This window comes from Proteus appendicitidis (genome assembly GCF_030271835.1).
Classification (GTDB): domain Bacteria; phylum Pseudomonadota; class Gammaproteobacteria; order Enterobacterales; family Enterobacteriaceae; genus Proteus; species Proteus appendicitidis.
Genome location: NZ_CP127389.1, coordinates 3771291 through 3791917, shown reverse-complemented (window position 1 = coordinate 3791917; position 20627 = coordinate 3771291). Strand labels below are relative to the sequence as shown.

The 20627-nt window shown below is 36.8% G+C and carries 21 protein-coding genes; 13 read left to right on the top strand and 8 right to left on the bottom strand.

Features of this window, described 5'->3' with window-relative positions:
• Positions 1–69 precede the first annotated feature (69 nt).
• The gene (locus QQS39_RS17315) at positions 70–1311 is read left to right on the top strand and encodes a PDDEXK-like family protein (RefSeq protein WP_285805041.1); all 1242 of its coding nucleotides are present in this window, start codon (positions 70–72) and stop codon (positions 1309–1311) included.
• A gap of 50 nt (positions 1312–1361) precedes the next feature.
• Here the strand turns inward: QQS39_RS17315 and mobB are convergent, their stop codons facing one another.
• Both mobB and mobA read right to left on the bottom strand, forming a co-directional pair.
• Positions 1362–1880: a molybdopterin-guanine dinucleotide biosynthesis protein MobB gene (gene mobB, locus QQS39_RS17310; protein WP_285805040.1), complete on the bottom strand. Its 519-nt coding sequence runs from the start codon at positions 1878–1880 to the stop codon at positions 1362–1364.
• 5 nt (positions 1881–1885) lie between these two features.
• Positions 1886–2476 (bottom strand): molybdenum cofactor guanylyltransferase MobA, encoded by a 591-nt coding sequence (gene mobA, locus QQS39_RS17305; protein ID WP_285805039.1) that lies wholly within the window; start codon positions 2474–2476, stop codon positions 1886–1888.
• 220 nt (positions 2477–2696) lie between these two features.
• On the opposite strand from mobA, the gene QQS39_RS17300 reads away from it, so the two are divergent.
• The 4 genes from QQS39_RS17300 to polA all read left to right on the top strand — a co-directional run bounded on the left by QQS39_RS17300 (position 2697) and on the right by polA (position 8070).
• Positions 2697–2966: a YihD family protein gene (locus QQS39_RS17300; protein ID WP_109408934.1), complete on the top strand. Its 270-nt coding sequence runs from the start codon at positions 2697–2699 to the stop codon at positions 2964–2966.
• 14 nt (positions 2967–2980) lie between these two features.
• Positions 2981–3976: a serine/threonine protein kinase gene (locus tag QQS39_RS17295; RefSeq protein WP_285805038.1), complete on the top strand. Its 996-nt coding sequence runs from the start codon at positions 2981–2983 to the stop codon at positions 3974–3976.
• Positions 3977–3996: 20 nt separating this feature from the next.
• Positions 3997–4620: a thiol:disulfide interchange protein DsbA gene (dsbA, locus tag QQS39_RS17290; protein WP_151436307.1), complete on the top strand. Its 624-nt coding sequence runs from the start codon at positions 3997–3999 to the stop codon at positions 4618–4620.
• Between the two features lie 651 nt (positions 4621–5271).
• A complete protein-coding gene (polA, locus tag QQS39_RS17285; RefSeq protein WP_285805037.1) occupies positions 5272–8070 on the top strand; it encodes a DNA polymerase I in 2799 nt (932 codons plus the stop codon).
• A 95-nt stretch (positions 8071–8165) separates the two neighbouring features.
• On the opposite strand, the gene def is transcribed toward polA, so the two are convergent.
• On the bottom strand, positions 8166–8684 hold the full coding sequence (gene def, locus QQS39_RS17280; protein ID WP_285805036.1) for a peptide deformylase: 519 nt from the start codon (positions 8682–8684) through the stop codon (positions 8166–8168).
• A 286-nt stretch (positions 8685–8970) separates the two neighbouring features.
• Between def and spfP the strand changes: the two genes are divergently transcribed.
• Positions 8971–9018, top strand: coding sequence for a small protein SpfP (spfP, locus tag QQS39_RS18770; protein WP_438361642.1), 48 nt, complete (start codon positions 8971–8973; stop codon positions 9016–9018).
• Positions 9019–9169: 151 nt separating this feature from the next.
• On the opposite strand, the gene yihA is transcribed toward spfP, so the two are convergent.
• The gene (gene yihA / locus QQS39_RS17275) at positions 9170–9802 is read right to left on the bottom strand and encodes a ribosome biogenesis GTP-binding protein YihA/YsxC (protein ID WP_285805035.1); all 633 of its coding nucleotides are present in this window, start codon (positions 9800–9802) and stop codon (positions 9170–9172) included.
• Positions 9803–10072: 270 nt separating this feature from the next.
• On the opposite strand from yihA, the gene ppiA reads away from it, so the two are divergent.
• From ppiA to argD, 3 genes are all read left to right on the top strand, one after another.
• Positions 10073–10642, top strand: coding sequence for a peptidylprolyl isomerase A (gene ppiA / locus QQS39_RS17270; RefSeq protein WP_069369599.1), 570 nt, complete (start codon positions 10073–10075; stop codon positions 10640–10642).
• A 373-nt stretch (positions 10643–11015) separates the two neighbouring features.
• Positions 11016–11591: an aminodeoxychorismate synthase component II gene (locus QQS39_RS17265; RefSeq protein WP_100159719.1), complete on the top strand. Its 576-nt coding sequence runs from the start codon at positions 11016–11018 to the stop codon at positions 11589–11591.
• 117 nt (positions 11592–11708) lie between these two features.
• Entirely contained in the window at positions 11709–12923 is a 1215-nt protein-coding gene (argD, locus tag QQS39_RS17260; protein ID WP_285805034.1) for a bifunctional acetylornithine/succinyldiaminopimelate transaminase, read from the top strand.
• Positions 12924–13018: 95 nt separating this feature from the next.
• Here argD and crp read toward each other — a convergent pair whose 3' ends face one another.
• Complete coding sequence (gene crp, locus QQS39_RS17255; protein ID WP_004246872.1) at positions 13019–13651, bottom strand: cAMP-activated global transcriptional regulator CRP; 633 nt, start codon at positions 13649–13651, stop codon at positions 13019–13021.
• A 312-nt stretch (positions 13652–13963) separates the two neighbouring features.
• On the opposite strand from crp, the gene QQS39_RS17250 reads away from it, so the two are divergent.
• Entirely contained in the window at positions 13964–14371 is a 408-nt protein-coding gene (locus QQS39_RS17250) for an OsmC family protein (protein WP_023583286.1), read from the top strand.
• An 89-nt stretch (positions 14372–14460) separates the two neighbouring features.
• On the opposite strand, the gene QQS39_RS17245 is transcribed toward QQS39_RS17250, so the two are convergent.
• From QQS39_RS17245 to QQS39_RS17235, 3 genes are all read right to left on the bottom strand, one after another.
• A complete protein-coding gene (locus QQS39_RS17245; RefSeq protein ID WP_109374239.1) occupies positions 14461–15330 on the bottom strand; it encodes a phosphoribulokinase in 870 nt (289 codons plus the stop codon).
• A gap of 65 nt (positions 15331–15395) precedes the next feature.
• The gene (locus tag QQS39_RS17240; protein ID WP_151436302.1) at positions 15396–15617 is read right to left on the bottom strand and encodes a YheU family protein; all 222 of its coding nucleotides are present in this window, start codon (positions 15615–15617) and stop codon (positions 15396–15398) included.
• A complete protein-coding gene (locus tag QQS39_RS17235; protein ID WP_151436301.1) occupies positions 15614–16594 on the bottom strand; it encodes a hydrolase in 981 nt (326 codons plus the stop codon). The genes QQS39_RS17240 and QQS39_RS17235 overlap by 4 nt, the downstream gene beginning before the upstream one ends.
• Positions 16595–16693: 99 nt before the next feature.
• Between QQS39_RS17235 and QQS39_RS17230 the strand changes: the two genes are divergently transcribed.
• The 3 genes from QQS39_RS17230 to QQS39_RS17220 all read left to right on the top strand — a co-directional run bounded on the left by QQS39_RS17230 (position 16694) and on the right by QQS39_RS17220 (position 20578).
• Positions 16694–17299 (top strand): LysE family translocator, encoded by a 606-nt coding sequence (locus QQS39_RS17230; RefSeq protein WP_151436300.1) that lies wholly within the window; start codon positions 16694–16696, stop codon positions 17297–17299.
• Between the two features lie 724 nt (positions 17300–18023).
• Complete coding sequence (locus QQS39_RS17225; protein ID WP_151436299.1) at positions 18024–18884, top strand: SIS domain-containing protein; 861 nt, start codon at positions 18024–18026, stop codon at positions 18882–18884.
• 149 nt (positions 18885–19033) lie between these two features.
• Positions 19034–20578: a methyl-accepting chemotaxis protein gene (locus tag QQS39_RS17220; protein ID WP_151436298.1), complete on the top strand. Its 1545-nt coding sequence runs from the start codon at positions 19034–19036 to the stop codon at positions 20576–20578.
• Positions 20579–20627 lie beyond the last annotated feature (49 nt).

Below are 20627 nucleotides of genomic sequence, written 5' to 3'. Positions count from 1 at the left end.
ATATTGTTTAAATTAGAAATCAACATTAGACATAAACTAAATTACCTTATTTTTATTACTAGAAGAAACATGGATATTTCCCCAGCTATTGTTCATAAAGTAATCCAACGTATTACGACAGAACGAAAATCTTACGACAAAGCGAAAAAACGCTACTATAAAAAGTTAAGTCCAGATTTTTCACCTTTATCTCTATTCAAGATAAATGAAAATACAATTTCAAAATGCTTAGCATTTCTACTTGATCCAACAGAAACGCATGCTCAGGGTAAATTATTTACTCAAAAGTTTTATCAACATTTTATTAAAAATAATAAATATCAGTCTGTAAAATCCGTCTGTCTTGAACAGGCAGTTGAGCAAGACGATAGTTATCGTCGTTTAGATATTTTTATTGAAACCTCTGATTTATTGATAGGTATTGAGAATAAACCATGGGCTGAAGATGAAGAAAATCAGTTATATGATTATGGTTGCTGGTTGAAAAAAAGAGCAGGAAGAAGTCGAAAAAAATGGATTTTATTTTATTTAAGTAACACTGAATATAGCGAGTATTCTTTATCTAAAGATGCAGATAAAGAGATAAAAGATAATATTCACCATATTACTTATTATGAAATTATTAAATGGTTAGAAGAGTGCACCTATAAAATAGAGTCAATTCAAGTAAAAATGTTTATTGAATCTATTATAAAATTTATTAAGTCAGAGATTAATTACGAGCTAAATATGGAATTGCAAGACGAAATAGTAGAAAAAATATTAGAAGATAATGATGCAATTAGCTCTGCTCTTTTAATATCTAAAAGCATAGAAAATATTAAGTTATCAATAATGAATGAGTTTATAACTCATATCATAAATAAAACAGATGAGCTATCTATAGAGTTTTATTTTGATGAAGAAGACTTTAGAAAAGGGAAAAAAGAGTCTGGATTTTATGTCGATTTTAACGATGATAGCCTTTATTATTTGGTGTTTAAATTTGAGAGTTCAAATTTAAGAAATTTTTATTGGGGCTTTGAAAGAAAAAATGAAGCACCGAAAAGAAATAAATTAAAGAACTACACTGAAATTCAAAGTGAAATTGAACGAGTATTTCCTGACTATTATGTTGAGTGTCAACTAAATGCTGAATATTATCCTTGGTATGCATATTCAGAAGAAAGCCTCAATATTCCACAGAATTGGAATGTTGATGATAATATTTGGCTAATGCTGAGAGATTTTGGCGAAGACAGTTTTGCAGAAACTGTGGTAACGATTATTAAAACAATCAGTGACGAATTTGATTTAGAATTATTAGAATAATATTTGAGATACTGTCATTAAATGTGGGCTATAAAAATAGCCCACAACGATCATTTATTGTTTTTAAGCCAATCTGCAATAAATTCTGCAATAGCTTCGGGTGCGTTGATATCTAGTAGTGGAAAATCGATGCTTAAATCACAATCACTGGCGACGGCAATAACGTGCTCATCAAGTAAATCATTAAAATCACGCTCGTTGATATGGCGATAAAGTGCAATTTTAGGAATGGTTTCGCCTTTAAATCCTTCGACTAAGATTAAATCTAGTTTACTCGTATCAAAACGAGATGCGAGGTAATACAAATCTAATTCTGGTAGTTCTGGAGTTTCTGTCATTAATGCCCAGCGTTGTTGGCTTGCGACTAATGTCTGATCTGCTCCTGCTTTTCTAAGCTCGTAGCTGTCTTTTCCGGGTTTATCCACATCCATATCATGATGAGTATGTTTGATCATACCTACACGAATTTCTCTTTTGCGTAATTGTGGAATAAGCTGTTTTAGTAGTGTCGTTTTACCAGTTCCACTCCACGCCGTGATCCCTAAAAGGGGTAAATCTATTTGTGCCATATTTTTCAGTCCTGTTTTTTTAATTTGTTGGCTTTTTCAATATCATCAGGGGTATTTAAATTAATAAAAGCATTTGCTTGATCCGCGAATAAAACAGAATGTGCATTTATCTGCTTCATAAACAACATTAATTTTCGATCACCTTGTGCTAAATAAGCTTCTAGCATAGGAATAATACGACGATTTAGCAGTGCTAAGGTAGGATGTTCTCTTTCACCATCATCAACATAAACGGCTAATGCATCGCCTCTTTGCTCATAGAGTTTTTCAACTAAATTAAGAGGGAAATAGGGAACGTCGCAAGGCACAAAGGCAACCCAAGGTGTTGAAGCTTGTTTTAATAACGTAAGCATGCCAGCTAAAGGCCCTGAAAACCCTTCTATTTCATCTGTAATAACAGGATATTGGCTTTGGCGATATTGTTCTAAATTTCGGTTAGCACTAATCAGTATGCTATCAACTTGTGGTGCTAGTTTTTGGGCAATATGGCGGTATAAAGGCTGTCCATGTAGAATTTGAAGCCCTTTATCAGCCCCTCCCATTCGTGTTGCTTGGCCACCCGCAAGTATACCACCTGTAATATTCTTCATTTTCATATTCAATATTTGTGAATAAATTGGCTAAATTTTCCGAACGATTTTTATCAAGGAAAGACGATATACTAATAAAAAATATCGACTTAATGAGATTTCATGTAAAGCGACAGCAATTTTTATCAAAAAAGCGTAATCTTTACGCATATTGACAGAGGTTTCCTTTTTCTATCGGATAATAATTGGTACTTTGTTGTTGTCATTAATAATAAGGATTTTTTGTATGAAATGTCACCGTCTTAATGAAGTTATGGAATTATTGCACCCAGTTTGGGAAGAAAATTCTGATTTAAACTTAATTCAATTATTGCAGAAACTGGCTAATGAAGCGGGTTTTAAAGGTCAATTATCTGATCTGACTGATGATATTTTGATTTACCATCTGAAAATGCGTGGTTCAGCACCAACAGATGTGATACCAGGGCTGAAAAAAGATTACGAAGAAGATTTTAAAACCGCTATTTTACGCGCTCGTGGTGTGATTAAAGACTAAGTTCAGGATAGAAAATGGAAATGTCTGCCTCATTTAATTTTCAGGGACTTTCTCCTGATAACATTTGGGACGCGTTAGTTAAAATCGGTTTTTATCCTGAGTCAGGGCTAACGGAATTAAATAGCTATGAGAATCGTGTTTTTCAATTTATGGATGAGCATAGACAACGTTATGTGGTGAAATTTTATCGTCCTCAACGTTGGTCGTATGAACAGATAAAAGAAGAACATGAATTTGTTTTAGCATTAAAGGAGGCTGAGGTATCTGTTGCGGCGCCTTTAATGATTAATAGTGAGACAGTTCATTTTTCTGATAATGGCTTTTATTTTGCAATATTCCCCAGTATAGGGGGAAGAGCATATGAAACTGATAATTTATTTCAGCTAGAAGAAGTAGGACGCACATTAGGGCGCATTCATCAAATAGGCAGAAAAAAGAATTATGAGTATCGACCGACAGTTTCTATTGCAGAATATCTGATAGCGCCAAAATTAGAATTTGAAAGTAGTTCGTTAATTCCTAATAACCTCAAACCTCAATTTATAGAGGTTATAGATAAACTTATTCATGATGTGCGTCCTAGAATAGAGGACTCTACATGGCAAATATTACGGCTACATGGTGATTGCCATCCCGGTAATATATTGTGGCGTGATGAAGTTGTAATGGTTGATTTTGATGATTCCCGAATGGGACCTGCGGTACAAGACTTTTGGATGTTATTAAATGGCTCACGGCAAGAGCAGGTTATACAGTTAGATACTATCCTTGAGTCTTATTATGAATACCAAGATTTTGATTTACGTGAATTGTCATTAATTGAACCACTAAGAGCAATAAGAATGGTGCATTATCTCGCGTGGGTATTAAAACGCTGGAATGATCCTGCTTTCCCTCGCGCTTTTATTTGGTTTCAAGAGCAAGATTTTTGGTTTAAACAATTAGCCTTATTCAAGGGACAAGTGGAGCAGTTAAATGAGCCTCCTTTACAACTTAGTCCAATGTATTAATTCTTAGGAGACGATGAGAAATGAAAAAGATTTGGCTGGCGTTAGCAAGTATGGTGTTAGCATTCAGTGTTTCTGCTGCGGATATTTCTGAAGGAAAACAGTATACTAACCTTTCTAAACCTGTTGCATCAGCGCCTGATGTTGTTGAGTTTTTCTCTTTTTATTGCCCACATTGTTATCAATTTTCTGAAGTGTATAAAGTCAATAGTACTGTTGAAAAGAATGTACCAGAAAAGACTAATATTGTCCGCTACCACGTTGATTTCTTAGGACCTTTAGGTAAAGACTTAACACGTTCTTGGGCTGTGGCAATGGCTTTAGGTGTTGAAGATCAAGTTTCTCCAGTTTTATTTAAAGGTATTCAAGAAACGCAATCTATTCGTTCTGTTGACGATATCCGTAATGCCTTTATTAACGCTGGCGTTAAAGGTGAAGATTATGATGCAGCAATGAATAGTTTTGTGGTGAATTCTTTAGTTAGCCAACAACAAAATGCTGTCGCCGATTTCCAAATCAATGGTGTGCCTGCGATGATCATTGGTGGGAAATATAAAATGAAAAATGATGGTATCAGTGCAAAATCACCAGAAGAGTATGCAAAAACATATTCTGATATTGTGAATCAATTATTGCTGAAAAAATAATATAGGCTTAAATTTTACCTCTTAAATTTTACCTATATAGACTAAGTAAAAGTATATAGATCCTTATATGAAAATAGCACTCAAGAAATAGGAGTGCTATTTTTTTGACTTTCATATTTTTGTCATAATATAACTATCCACATTAATAAGAAATATTGAGATTAATTTATAATATCTTAATGATTTCGCTAAGTGATTGATTTTTTAATTATGTTAATAAAATTAAAAGGAGGCTAACTTATTAATATTGAGAGGGTTACAAAACTACTCACAGAGTTATCCACAGGTTGTTTTGATGTTGTCTAAAAAATAAATCCTTAATAAAAAAAGATGACACTAATATGAACGTTAATATTTATAATGAGTAATTAGCTCTATCTTAAATACTTTCTAAATTACACAGTAAGTTTACTTGTTAGTCGTTGTTTTTAATTGAAATCAGATTAAGGGATATGGCTTCTGATAAAAAAGTACTTTAATTAATATTAAGTTATCACTCATATTTATTCTTTCTGTTAAGTTCGGTTAATAATAAATAATTGAGTATTTAAGCCGAATTTCTGCATTTAAGAACAGGTAAAATTCGTCTATTGGGCTGTGATGTGGCATTCTAGTCATATCAACGAACCTCAGAACAATGATGAACAGATTATGGTCCAGATAGCAGAAAACCCCTTTATCCTTGTAGATGGCTCTTCATACCTTTACCGTGCCTATCATGCCTTTCCACCGCTAACCAATAGCCAAGGTGAGCCAACTGGTGCAATGTATGGTGTGTTGAACATGCTGCGCAGCCTAATAATACAGTATAAGCCAAGCCATGTTGCGGTTGTGTTTGACGCTAAAGGTAAAACATTCCGTGATGAGTTGTATGAGGAATATAAATCTAATCGTCCTCCAATGCCGGATGATCTGCGTGAACAAATAGCGCCTTTACATGAAATGGTGCAAGCAATGGGTTTACCATTGTTATCTATTTCAGGTGTGGAAGCGGATGACGTTATTGGAACATTGGCACTAAAAGCAGCGGCTGATGGACGTGATGTTCTAATCAGTACTGGTGATAAAGATATGGCGCAATTAGTGACGCCAAAGATCACACTGATTAATACCATGACCAACGTTATTTTAGGTCCTGATGAAGTTAAAGAAAAATACGGTGTTCCTCCCGAGCTGATTATTGATTTCCTCGCATTAATGGGAGACTCATCAGATAACATCCCTGGTGTTCCGGGCGTGGGTGAAAAAACCGCACTGGGTCTTTTACAAGGGCTTGGTAGTTTAGAGGATATCTATCAACAGCTTGATAATATCGCAACGTTGAGTTTCCGTGGTGCTAAAACACTGGGTGCTAAAATGGCAGAGCATGAGAAAGTGGCAAAACTTTCTTATAAGCTGGCAACGATTAAAACCGATGTTGAACTCGATAAAACGTTTGATGATTTAGTGGTTAAGGAGCCAAATTTAGATCAATTATTAGAGATGTTCACGCGTTATGAATTTAAACGCTGGATAAGTGATCTTCAAAATGGTGGCTGGTTAGCACAGCGTAGTACACAAAAAGTTGCTGTCCCTTATACCTCAGAAGCCGTTAACTCCAAAGATGCGCCTGTATCAGCTAATTTCCCTGTGATTACACAAGAGAATTATGAAGCTATCTTAACGCATGAAAGTTTAGCGCGATGGGTTGATCTTCTCAAAAAAGCGCCTGCATTTGCCTTTGATACAGAAACGGACAGCTTAAATAATATTGATGCTCGTTTAGTAGGATTATCATTTGCTATTGAACCGGGTAAAGCTGCTTATATTCCATTGCGTCATGAGTATTTAGATGCGCCAGACCAACTTCCTATTAATGATGTGCTAGCGGCATTAAAACCTATTTTAGAAGATAAAAACATTCTAAAAATTGGGCAAAATTTGAAGTTTGATCGTGGCATTATGGAAAATGAAGGTATCGAATTAAACGGCATCCATTTTGATACGATGTTGGAATCTTACGTATTAAATAGCGTGAGTAATCGACATGATATGGATACTTTGGCTGAAAAGCATTTAAACCATAAAACCACAACATTTGAAGAAATTGCCGGTAAAGGTAAAGGTCAGTTAACGTTTAACCAAATTGAGGTTGAACAAGCGACGTTATATGCGGCTGAAGATGCCGATATCACTTTATTACTCCATCAAGCGCTATACCCTCAAATAGAAGCCATAGCGCCTCTTAAGCATGTTTATCGCGATATCGAAATGCCATTAGTCCCTGTGCTTTCTAGAATGGAACGTAAAGGGGTATTAATTGATGCTCAAGTGTTAGCTGTTCAATCTCAAGAAATTACACAGCGTTTAGCTGAAATTGAAAAAGAGACGTTTGCGTTAGCAGGGCAAGAATTTAATCTCTCTTCACCTAAGCAGTTACAAGAAATTTTATTTGATAAGTTGCAGTTGCCAGTTATCAAGAAAACCCCGAAAGGTGCGCCATCTACCAATGAAGAAGTATTGGAAGAATTAGCGCATAGCCATGAATTGCCTCGTTTAATTTTAGAGCATCGTGGTCTTGCGAAACTAAAATCTACCTATACAGATAAATTACCATTAATGGTAAATAGTAAGACGAAGCGTGTACATACTTCATATCATCAAGCGGTGACGGCAACGGGGCGTTTATCTTCTCGTGATCCGAATCTTCAAAATATCCCAGTGAGAAATGAAGAAGGGCGTCGAATTCGCCAAGCATTTATTGCGCGTGAAGGTTTTAAAATTGTTGCTGCCGACTATTCACAAATTGAATTACGGATCATGGCGCATTTATCGCAAGATAAAGGCTTGTTAGATGCCTTTGCTCAAGGTAAAGATATTCACCGTGCAACTGCATCTGAAGTGTTTGGTATACCTTTAGAAGAAGTTACCTCTGAGCAACGTCGTAGTGCGAAAGCGATCAACTTTGGTCTTATTTATGGCATGAGTGCATTTGGCTTATCACAACAGATTGGTGTTGAGAGAAGAGAAGCTCAGCGTTATATGGATCTCTATTTTGAACGTTATCCGGGTGTCTTGGACTATATGGAGCGCACACGTAAACAAGCTTCTGAACAAGGCTATGTTGAAACGTTAGATGGTCGTCGCCTCTATTTACCAGAAATTAATTCAAAGAATGCAATTCGTCGTAAAGCTTCAGAGCGTGAGGCGATTAATGCTCCAATGCAGGGTACAGCTGCAGATATTATCAAAAAAGCCATGATTGCTGTGGATAATTGGATTTGCAATGAATGTCCTGCTGATGTGCATATGATTATGCAAGTACACGATGAATTAGTGTTTGAAGTGCGAGGATCTTACCTAGAGAACGCAAATCTCATGATCCATAAATTGATGGAAAGTAGCATGGAATTAGCTATTCCGTTGAAAGTTGAAGTGGGTGTTGGTAATAACTGGGATGAAGCACACTAGTTTTTAAATACGATCCTTAAAAAAAAAGCTCGGTTAATTACCGAGCTTTTTTATGTCAAAACTTATCAAAATATGAAAAAAAGATAAGTGAATAATTAAGCAACTTGTGAGTCGATCAGTTTGCTCAATTTCTTCTGTTTTTTCTCAATCCGTTGGCGTTTTAACGGAGATAAATGGTCAATAAAGAGTTTACCATCAAGATGGTCTAACTCATGCTGAATGCAGCCTGCAAACAAATCAGCGGCTTCAAATTCAATTTCATCACCATTTCTATCCAATGCCTTAACCTTTAAGAAGCGGTAACGCTCTGTTGGGGCAAAAGAATCTGGAATAGATAGACACCCATCCATCATATCCATCACTTCATCTTCAGTGCTGATAATTTCAGGATTGATAAGTGCAATTGGTTGATCTCGGTTTTCAGAAACATCAATTACAACAATGCGTTTAGATACATTAACCTGAGGTGCCGCTAAGCCAATACCCCGTTCTGCATACATGGTTTCAATCATGTCATCGATTAATGTGCGTATTTCGTCATCTACTTTTTCCACTGGTGCTGCGACTCTGCGCAGACGCTCATCTGGAAAACGCAGGAGCGTTAATACAGCCATGGATACCTCATTTTATCGCTAATTACATATTTACTACGGTCTCGCGATAAGCGTATCACAAAATCATTAAGGATAAACCGCACCTTTTGTGTGATTTGTTCTATTTTTAATCATATTCACGTAAGTGATTAAAGTCTCATAATTATGTAATTAAACTACATTTATTTATGGTTTGAATACATAAACACATAGCTGAATCGTGTTTGCATGTGAAAAAAAATTACAAAAGGGCTTTTATTAACCAATAAAATAGAGTACATTATCTCTCGTAGGGTACAGAGGTAAGATGTTCTATCTTTCAGACCTTTTACTTCACGTAATCGGATTTAGCTGAATATTAGCTGCCCCAGTTGACTTTATTTCAACTGGGGCATTTTTTTATCTAAAATTCACTGAAGTGGTTTGTGTGAGAAGTGAAAGGGAAAAGAGATTTCCCCTTTATCAATAGAAGATCAGCACGCTATCGTTGAGAAAAAAGAAGATAATTAAGCGTTGTCATTATTTGTAGGTTGTTCTTCTGAACCTGAAAACCATTCATTAAGTGTGTTACGTAGCTTATCAATGCCAATTTTTTTCAATGATGAAAAATATTCTACGCGGATATCACCCACTTTATTTGCCAATTCTTCACGTACGCTCATTAGCTGCTTTTTACGTGCGCCTGATGCAAGTTTATCGGCTTTAGTCAGTAAAACGAGAGTAGGAAGCTCTGAGCCTACAGCCCAGTCAATCATTTGCATATCAAGATCTTTTAATGGATGACGAATATCCATTAAAATAACCACACCTTTTAAGCACTCTCTTTTTTGTAGGTATTCACCTAAAGAGCGTTGCCATTTACGCTTCATTTCTTCAGGAACTTGGGCATAGCCGTAGCCTGGTAAATCGACTAAGCGTAAGCCTTCTTCAATTTGAAAAAGGTTGATTAATTGCGTACGACCTGGGGTTTTACTGGTTCTGGCTAATCCATTTTGTTGGGTTAACGCATTTAAAGCACTGGATTTACCGGCATTAGAGCGACCCGCAAAGGCAATTTCAATTCCTGTATCTGGTGGTAAATGACGGATATCAGGCGCACTGATGATGAAATGTGCTTTTTGGTAATTAAATTGGGTCATTATGGTATAAACCTCTCTGAAATAATGCGGCTTTTCATGCATACTCATTTCAATTTCGCATGAAAATGAATATCTAAAATATTTATTTACTCTATTTTGGCGCAATTTAATGACTTATAACAGTGCTTAAAAATTAAAATTTACCCTGTTATAACCTAATTAGACATATTGAGCGTAAATAAAGGTAAATGATTGGCACTATTTACCTCAGCGAATTAGAATCGCTGCATATTAAGTAAGTTGTAGACTATTAAAGTAAAGGATCCCTGCATGTTAAAACGTTTTCTTGTCACCTTCGTTACCGCTTGCACTTTAACAACAGCGACTTTTGCAATGGCAACGGGAGAAACCTTCGTTAAATTAGTCACCTCTGAAGGCAATATTGAAATATCACTGGATAATAAAAAAGCCCCAATTACAACGAAAAATTTTATTCAGTATGTCGAAGATGGGTACTATAACGGCACCACTTTTCATCGTGTTATTCCTGGCTTTATGGTTCAAGGCGGTGGTTTTACTGCTGATTTACAGCAAAAACAAACCAGAGCGCCAATTAAAAATGAAGCAGACAATGGATTACGCAATGTAAAAGGTTCTATTGCCATGGCGCGCACGTCAGATAAAGACAGCGCAACCAGCCAATTCTTTATTAATGTGGCTGACAATGCATTTTTAGATCACGGTCAACGTGATTTTGGCTATGCCGTATTTGGTAAAGTTGTGAAAGGAATGGATGTCGTTGATAAAATTTCACAAGCTCCAACTCGTAATATTGGACCTTACCAAAATGTGCCAGTAAAAACGGTCACTATTTTATCTGCGGAAGTTGTAAAACAATAAACGCATTATTAGGATAGGGTATTTACTTATTCTAATAAGATGAAACACATATAAACCGGAATGAATATTTTCATTCCGGGGTTTTTAGCACGAAAAAATATTTTTTATCCTTCCTTTTTTCGTGTGATCTCCTGCAATAAGTATTCGCCACGCTATTAATTACTCTATTCATCATCAATTACCGCCATTATTGTTATTGCGCAATAAATCAGCAGATTTTCTTGCTTACTATTCATATTTTATACCTGTGCTATGATAATCGGCTTTGTTGTACCCAAGTCGGTTAAACAACGAGCTATTTTGGCAAATCTACACTCGCTTTAAAATAGTAATAAAATAGATAATGATAAGAAAATCAGTCGGATAGGCTAATATGCTGTTACTTATTGATAATTACGACTCGTTTACCTACAACCTCTATCAGTATTTCTGTGAATTGGGTGCTGAGGTTGTTGTTAAGCGTAACGATGAGATCGGACTTAAAGAGATAGAAAAGATGATGCCAGCACATCTTGTTATCTCGCCAGGACCTTGCACTCCTGATGAAGCAGGGATCTCACTTGAGGCTATACAGCGGTTTGCCGGTGAAATTCCTATTCTTGGCGTTTGTCTTGGACATCAAGCGATAGGACAAGCTTTTGGTGCATCAGTTATCAGAGCGCGAGAAGTGATGCATGGTAAAAATTCATTAATACATCATAATCAACAAGGTGTTTTTAAGGGGCTTAATCGTCCTTTAAATGTAACGCGTTACCACTCTTTAGTGATTGATGCGACGACATTACCTGTACCTTTTGAAGTGACGGCATGGAGCCAACATGATGGAAATGTTGATGAAATTATGGGAATTCGCCATCGTACTCTGCCAATTGAAGGGGTTCAATTTCACCCAGAAAGTATTTTAAGTGAACAAGGGCATGAGCTATTAAATAATTTCCTTAAATATTAAATGGATAGCATTTAAATAGCGAAATAATGCCTTTTTATACAAAACCACATTTGATTTTTTATTCATATTTAGTGATTATATTTTCATATTAAATATGAATAACGATCAGGTGGGGTAATGAAAAAGCAAAGCATCAACCGGGCAACTTACGATCAAGTAATGTTGCCAATTTATTCACCCGCAGAATTTATTCCTGTCAAAGGGATGGGTAGCCGTGTTTGGGATCAGCAGGGAAAATCGTATATTGATTTTGCTGGTGGTATTGCTGTTTTAGCACTGGGACATGCCCATCCTGCTCTTAATCAAGCCTTGAAAGAACAAAGCGAACAACTTTGGCATGTAAGTAATATTTTTACTAATGAACCCGCATTGCGCTTAGCTCAAAAATTAATAGATAACACATTTGCAGAACGTGTCTTTTTTGCCAATTCAGGCGCAGAAGCGAATGAGGCAGCATTTAAATTAGCGCGCCATTATGCCATTACTCGCCATAGCCCTTATAAAACTAAAATTATTGCTTTTCACCATGCATTCCATGGCAGAACACTGTTTACAGTCTCTGTTGGTGGGCAACCTAAATATGCAGATGGTTTTGGCCCTAAGCCTGCAGATATCGTACACGTCCCCTTTAATGATTTAGATGCGGTTAAAGCGGTAATGGACGATCACACTTGTGCTGTTGTTTTAGAGCCAGTTCAAGGTGAAGGTGGCGTAACGGCGGCAACACCTGAGTTTATGAGAGGGCTACGTGAATTGTGCGATAAGCATCAAGCGCTGCTTGTTCTTGATGAAGTACAAACGGGTATGGGGCGTACAGGCAAGCTTTTCGCCTATATGAACTATGATGTGACACCCGACATTATTACAACCGCAAAAGCACTAGGAAGTGGTTTTCCACTTAGTGCAATGTTAACAACACATGAGATAGCTTCTGCAATGGGTGTCGGAACTCATGGTACAACTTATGGTGGCAATCCATTAGCTTGTGCCGTGGGTAATGTCGCATTTGATTTAATTAATACACCGGAGGTATTGGAGGGTGTAGAAAAGCGCTATCAATGGATTGTGGATGAACTGGCGGCAATCAATCAAGTTTATAATGTCTTTTCGCAAATTCGTGGGCAAGGTTTATTGATTGGTGCGCAATTGGCACCACAATATGAAGGTAAAGCTAAAGAGTTACTCGGTCTTGCTGCCAAACATGGCTTAATGATGTTAAACGCAGGAGCCGATGTGATGCGTTTTACACCATCGTTAATTATTACCCAAGAAGAGCTACAAGAAGGAATGGTGGCATTAAAAGCGGCTATTGCGGAATTTGTAGCAGGGTAGTATCGACTAAAAACCCCATCAACGAGGATGGGGTTTACATATAAAAGTCTATCAATAGCCCTTTTATGGGCTATTGTTTATTCGAGCGGGGAAACTTAGCGAGTCCCGTAAACGACGATAGTTTTACCGTGTGCGGAGATCAAGTTTTGATCTTCCAGCATTTTCAGAATACGGCCTACAGTTTCGCGTGAACAACCAACGATTTGACCAATTTCCTGACGTGTAATTTTAATTTGCATGCCATCAGGATGCGTCATTGCATCGGGTTGTTTTGCTAAGTTTAATAAGGTTTGTGCAATACGACCTGTTACATCAAGGAAAGCAAGGTTACCTACTTTTTCTGATGTGGTTTGTAATCTGTTCGCCATTTGAGCAGAAAGGCGCATCAGAATATCAGGGTTAACCTGAATTAATTGGCGGAATTTTTTATAGGAAATTTCTGCTACTTCACAGGCTGTTTTTGCTCTAACCCATGCACTACGTTCTTGATCTTCTTCAAATAATCCAAGTTCACCGATGAAATCCCCCTGATTTAGGTAGGAGAGGATCATTTCTTTTCCTTCTTCATCTTTAATAAGAACAGCCACGGAACCTTTAACAATATAATAAAGTGTTTCCGCTTTCTCACCTTGGTGGATCAGCGTGCTCTTGGATGGATATTTGTGAATATGGCAGTGTGACAAAAACCATTCAAGAGTCGGGTCTGTTTGCGGCTTGCCGAGAACCATTCGCGTTATCCTCTGTACGTTAAATGCAGCCTTTCAAAACGGATAGGTTCCCTTTTGAGACAGCGTGCTTAAAAATCCTATCTTTACCTATTAACTTCCTGAGAACACGGTAAGTTAATATGGAGTAGATTATAATAAATGAGAAAATAATGCATTGATCTTAACCACTATCATCAAGCAGATATTGTTTTTAACACAATTAGTGCATTAAGTCTCGTTTTACGCAGTCAGCATAATAAACCTATTTGCTAATTGCCAGTTGAATTATGAGTATGTACTCTTTTAGTTTCTGTCATCTTTAGGGGAAAATAAATGGAAGCGAGAGTTAAGTGGGTTGAAGATTTATCTTTTGTTGGCGAATCTTCATCTGGCCATCAAATTATGATGGATGGGAATTCGGGTGATAAAGCCCCAAGCCCAATGGAAATGGTATTAATTGCTGCGGGTGGATGTAGCGCGATTGATGTCGTGAGTATTTTACGTAAAGGTCGTCACCAAGTAACTGATTGTGAAGTAAAATTAACATCAGAACGACGCGAAGAAGCCCCTCGTTTATTTACGGATATCAATTTACATTTTATTGTTTCTGGTAAAGAGTTAACGGATAAAATCGTAGAACGCGCCGTTCAATTATCGGCAGAAAAATATTGTTCTGTTTCTTTAATGCTAGGAAAAGCAGCCAATATTACGCATTCATTTGAAATAAAAGATGCTGACTAATTTTGATATTTTAAAATAAAGTTTAATCTGAAAAATAATATCCCTTAATTAATGGGATATTATTTTTATAGAGATAAATTTTATTTTGGTTAACTTATCTTTTCGCCATTTAATAATTTTTTGACTAATGGCGCCATAATTAATTCCATCGCTAATCCTAATTTCCCGCCCGGTACAACAATAGTATTTATTGTTGACATAAAGGAGCCATGCAACATCGCAAGTAAATAGGGAAAATCAATATCGGTTAAGCCTCGAAAACGAATAACAATAAAGCTCTCATCGAGAGTGGGGATCGCTTTGGCAGAAAAGGGGTTTGAAGTATCAACCGTCGGAACGCGTTGGAAGTTAATGTGAGTGCGTGAGAATTGAGGAATAATATAGCTAATATAATCATCCATTGAGCGTACAACCGAATCTCTTACCGCCTCTTGTGAATGCCCTCGTTCTGTGGTGTCTCGAATGAGTTTTTGTATCCACTCAAGGTTTACGATAGGTACAACGCCCACTAATAAATCAACATGTTGTGCAACATCATGTTCGTTGGTAACTACACCCCCGTGTAACCCTTCATAAAAAAGAACATCGGTATTATTTGGCAACGGCTCCCAAGGGGTAAATGTACCCGGTAATTGGTTATAGGGAGTGGCTTCATCATAAGAGTGTAGATATTTGCGAGATTGACCTTGCCCTGTATCACTATACTGACTTAAGGTCTTACTCAGTAAGCTAAAATCATTTGCTTCAGGGCCAAAATAACTGATATGTCTACCTTGTTCTCTGGCTTTTCTTATCGCCATATCCATTTCAGGACGGGTATAGCGATGGAAGCTATCTCCATCAATCAATGCTGCATTTGCATTGAGTTGTTGGAATATCTTACGAAAAGCTTGGCTTGTTGTGGTCGTCCCTGCACCACTAGAGCCAGTTACTGCGATGATCGGATGCTTGATTGACATAGGTTATCCTTTTGCTAAATAAGGTTGACCCTTATTGATGGCGATACATCGCTTGCTTTGAATAACTAACCAGAGCGAAACTGCGATGCCGGCATAATATTGACGCTCTCATGAAGTTCTGACCAAACCAATACGGCTTCACCGGATTTAAGCTGTTTTTTTACGTCGGCGACTTTTTGTTCAAGCGTTTTCTCTTGGATACCATAATCAGTGCCTTCTCGTAAAACAAAACTTTCAATAAGATTATCAAGTGCCTCTGTGGAAAGATCCTTCCAAGGAATTATCATTTGGTTTTCTCCAAATAAGCGGATAACCAGTCAGGTATTCGACTTTCAAGCCACATCACGGGTTTAGACAGTTTTCCACTGACAAAACCGACATGTCCACCAAACTCGGTGAGTTGATATTCAATGTTATTTGGTAAGGTTGTGATATCAGGAATAACATCCGCAGACATAAAAGGATCATCTTTAGCGTGAATAATCAGTGTTGTTTTCTTTATTTTATTTAATAAAGGCAATGCGCTGCATTGGCGATAATAATCTAACGCATCTTTAAATCCATGGATTTTAGAGGTAATTAAATCGTCAAATTGACGTAGTTTTTTAATGGATTTTATCGTTAACAAACTAATGGGTAACGATTCAGGATAACGAACAAGCTTACGTGTTGCGTTATTTTTCAGCTCTTTTAACAGATACCATTGATAAAAACGAGAAAAGCCATGTTCAATTTTTGTTGAGCATGGTTCTAGCATTAATGGCGCAGAGACAATAACGGCAGCATCGACAACCGCATTTTCACCACTTTCTGCGAGATAATAGGCAAGCATATTTCCACCAAGAGAATAACCAACGGCGGCTGTTGGTTGCTCACCAAATTCTTTTTTCAGCCAATTTAAGAAGTAGCGAGCATCTTCCGTTTCACCAGAGTGATAAATACGGTTTTGTCTATTGGGTTCACCACTACATCCTCTAAAGTGCATCACAACGCTTAGCCAGCCCCTCTCTTTTGCTGCGGCTAACATGCCGTGAGCATAAGGGCTGCTAAATCCACCTTCTAAGCCATGAAAAATGACTAAGCGTGGTTTATTGAGTGCCATTGTCGGATCTTCACTCCACGCTAAATCGACAAAATCGTTGTCTGGAAGATTGAGTCGTTGCCAATATGGCGTAAGTTGTGGTGTCCTGCGTACAATTCTTGGTAAGAGCGTTTGTAAATGTGGATTTTTAGCCCAACGCATTGGATTAAAGTATTGAGACATATTTTCCGTCTATCAAAATGAATTAACACTTGTTTGCTAAATAACATACTGCTATTTTCGGTGAAAATAAAACATCTGTCACATCTTTGAGCACTTATAATGACAATTAGTCTGATTTCATCGTTAGCTATTTTCCTGTTTATTGCGGCTATCACGCCTGGACCCAACAACTTATTGCTGACTTCATCAGGCGCTAATGTAGGTTTTAAAAGCTCATTAAAGCTGATGGCTGGTATTATGCTGGGTATGCAATGCGTTTTATTGAGTTCCGCATTTGGTGTTGCCGCATTATTGATAATTTATCCTGCACTGCACATTGGATTGAAGATAGTCGGGAGTGCGTATCTACTTTGGCTTGCTTGGAAAACGGCAACATCATCTTATCAGCGTTTAGATATTCCAGCAAAAACACCCCAAGCAGTAAGCTGGTTTCAGGGTGGATTATTGCAATTTCTAAATCCAAAAGCGTGGATGATGGGCTTAGGTGCAGTAGGAAGCTTCAGTTTATCGGGCGATGCTTATTTTAGCTCCGTTATTGCGATTAGTATTGTTATGGTCATTGTTAATTTCGTTGCGGGTATTGTTTGGATTTTAGGCGGCACATTAATTAGCCTATTTTTACAAAGCAGACAGTCTTGGTTTATTTTTAATATCTCGATGGGATTATTAACAGCACTTTGTGTACCGTTGATTTGGATCGGGTGAATTAAAAAATAGTTATAAATCAATAGATAACTTAATTTTTTTAGTTTTAATGATGTTTTTTTAAGTTTGGTTGAAATGATCTTTCTGAATGTGTATTAAAAAAAGAGTATTAATCTATCAAAAGAGAGATCTGCGATCATCTGTCATCTTTATTATGTATGTTACAGTATGAATTATATGAAAGGCTTATTAATTTCGGGTTTTTACTTTTTTTAATATCAGCCTTTTTATTAAAATATGCCATTTAATCTATTTTTACATCATTAAAAATAAAAATAATTCCTCGATAAAGGAATTATTTATTCCTTGTTATTGTTTGTAATTAAAGGTTTTTTATTGTGTTAATGTTTTTAAAATGTGTTTTATATTGTTATTTAGTTAATGATTATGTTTAACAACGCAATTTTACTGAATATAAATATATTCAGTTTATATCGTATTATTGACCAAGAAGAATAAATTATTATTTAAAATTGGAAAAAATTAAATTAAGTATTATAAAATAGAGAGGTTAATGTGTGAGAGATTGAATAAAAAAGTCAATATAACGTTATTATAAGAACAAGTCTTTCGATAATAATATTACTTTTTTTATGATTTATTGTGTCTCATATTTTGTTTCTAATTGATTTTATTCTAAAAACCTAATTACTTTAGGTATTAAACGTTTTATCAAAATTATTCCATATATAACTATATTGTACTCGAAGTGGATATTGTCATTATGCCAACATTAACGAAGATTGCGTGGATCAAGCCTGGTATGGCGACAAATCAACGTAAAATAGCGGATTATATTTTAGAGAACCCAGAAAAAACGGTTACTCTTTCATCACAGCAACTCGCTGAAACAATGGGGGTGAGTCAATCCGCTATTGTTAAATTTAGCCAAAAAATTGGCTTCAAAGGCTTTCCTTCTTTGAAACTTGCCATTAGTGAAGATCTTGGGCGAAAAAATGCAAATACTGGGCAAGATCCTAGCATATTACATAATCAGATTGGCTCTGAAGATAGCTTAGTTGTAATCGCTCAAAAGCTTGCTCAAGAGAAGAATAATTCTATCAGTGATACCACTCGCAAAATTAATTACCTTCATTTTGAAAAGGTGATCCAGCTTATTGATGAAGCTCAGCGAGTTCAGATTATTGGTATTGGGGGGTCAGGATTAGTCGCAAGAGACTTAAGTTATAAATTACAGAAAATAGGAATAACTACTCTGATTGAAACAGATCATCATGTTCAGATATCTGTTGCTCAAATGTTAAGTTCAAAGGATTTACAGATAGTTGTTTCTTATAGTGGCAAAAGAAAAGATATGTTGGTTGCGGCCTCTGTGGCTAAAAAACAGGGAGCAAAAATCATTGCTATTACTGGAGAAAAACACTCTCCATTAGGAAGAATTTCTGATTATATATTAGAAACAATTGCGGATGAAGGTGAGTGGCGAAGTGCTTCAATTTCTTCACGTACAGCACAAAACACGATCACCGACCTTATTTTTATGGCGTTATTAAAGAAACGTGATGAGTGTGCGAAGACATTAGTGCTGAGTTCACAGGCATTAATTAATAGCTTGGATAATTAAAAATTTTGAACTGATTCAAAAAACTAATATTTAAATGTAGGTATTTACACTTATTGCTAAAGTTATTCTCTTAACAGCCGAAACGATAGTTATTTAGGCAGTCTTTTTTTGTTGAGATGTTTTAATTTCAATGTCGAGGAGAGTAACTAATGCGTAACAATCAACCGGTGACACAGCGAGAATACCCGGTATCTGAAAACGCAACACTGATGTCAACGACAGATCTTGATGGCAATATTATTTATGCCAATGAGGACTTTGTTGAAGCCAGTGGGTTTTCAGTGGAAGAACTTGTGGGGCATCCCCACAATATTGTCCGACACCCAGATATCCCTTCAGAAGTTTTTAAGGATATGTGGAGAACCTTAAAGCAAGGCGAGGTTTGGACTGGGATCGTGAAGAATCGGCGTAAAAATGGGGATCACTATTGGGTAAGAGCGAATGTCACTCCTATTATACGTCAGGGTAAAATTCAAAGTTTTATGTCGGTAAGGACGTCGGCAAAAAAAGAGGAAATAGCACAAGCCTCAGCACTTTATGCCGCTTTTAATCAAGGTAAATACCCTTCACACACGTTTTTAAAAGGCGCTTTTGTTTATAAAGGATGGCAACGTTGGCGCTCATGGAATCAAACAATTTCATTAAAAAAACGACTCCGTCTTTTTATCCTCTTACCTTTACCTTTTATGTTGTTAAGTGCATGGTTTGCTGGTTTATCGGGTTATGCTCTTTTTATGCATATCGCGATTTTGCTGGTATTACTGATGGCAAATGAACGTATTCTCTATTTTCAGCTTGTTAAGCCAATTAGACTACTTAATGAGCAAGCGAATCGAGTTGCAACTGGCGATGAACATAACGTTACGTATATCAATCGCATTGATGAAGTCGGCATGACACAGCGTTCCGTCAATCAATTAGGACGCATGTTCCGTTGGTTGGTAAGTGATGTGAGTCATCAAATTCATCAAGTCGATATTTCTTGTGATCAATTAGCCGCAGGTAATCGCGATCTGTATGTGAGAACAGAACAAACCGCCAGCAATGTTGAAGCAACTGCTTCAACGATGAATGAATTAACAACGGCGGTAAGCAGTAATAGTGAAACGGCAGGGCAGGCAAATAATCTCTCTAATATCACTTGTGAGGCAGCGATAAAAGGAGGTAGTGCAATGGATAATATCGTTACTACCATGAATGATATTGCGAAAAGCTCTGATCGTATTAGTAATATCATTGGTGTTATTGATAGCATTGCCTTCCAAACGAATATCCTTGCACTTAATGCATCCGTAGAAGCGGCTAGAGCGGGTGAACAGGGGCGAGGTTTCTCTGTAGTTGCAACAGAGGTCAGAGAATTGGCACAACGCAGTGCTGAAGCAGCGAAAGAGATCAAAGCATTGATCAATGCTTCAAGTAGCAATATCAAAGTGGGTTCAAAGCAGGTCAATGAAACAGTTGGAACAATGGAAGATATTGTGGTGCATGTTAAAAATGTGACCGATTTAATTGGTGAGATCAGTCTTGCATCATCAGAGCAGAGTGCGGGTTTAAAAGAGCTTGGCCGTGCTGTCGAAAAATTGGAATCGATTACGCATGAAAATGCGAATTATGTTTCGAAAGCCTCAGTGATTTCAGGTGAAATGAAAGTACAAACTAACTACTTAGTTAGTGCAATCAATGTATTTCATTAATTTGTCATTATTTAAGAAGTAAAAGAAAAAGACACCTACTAAAAATAGG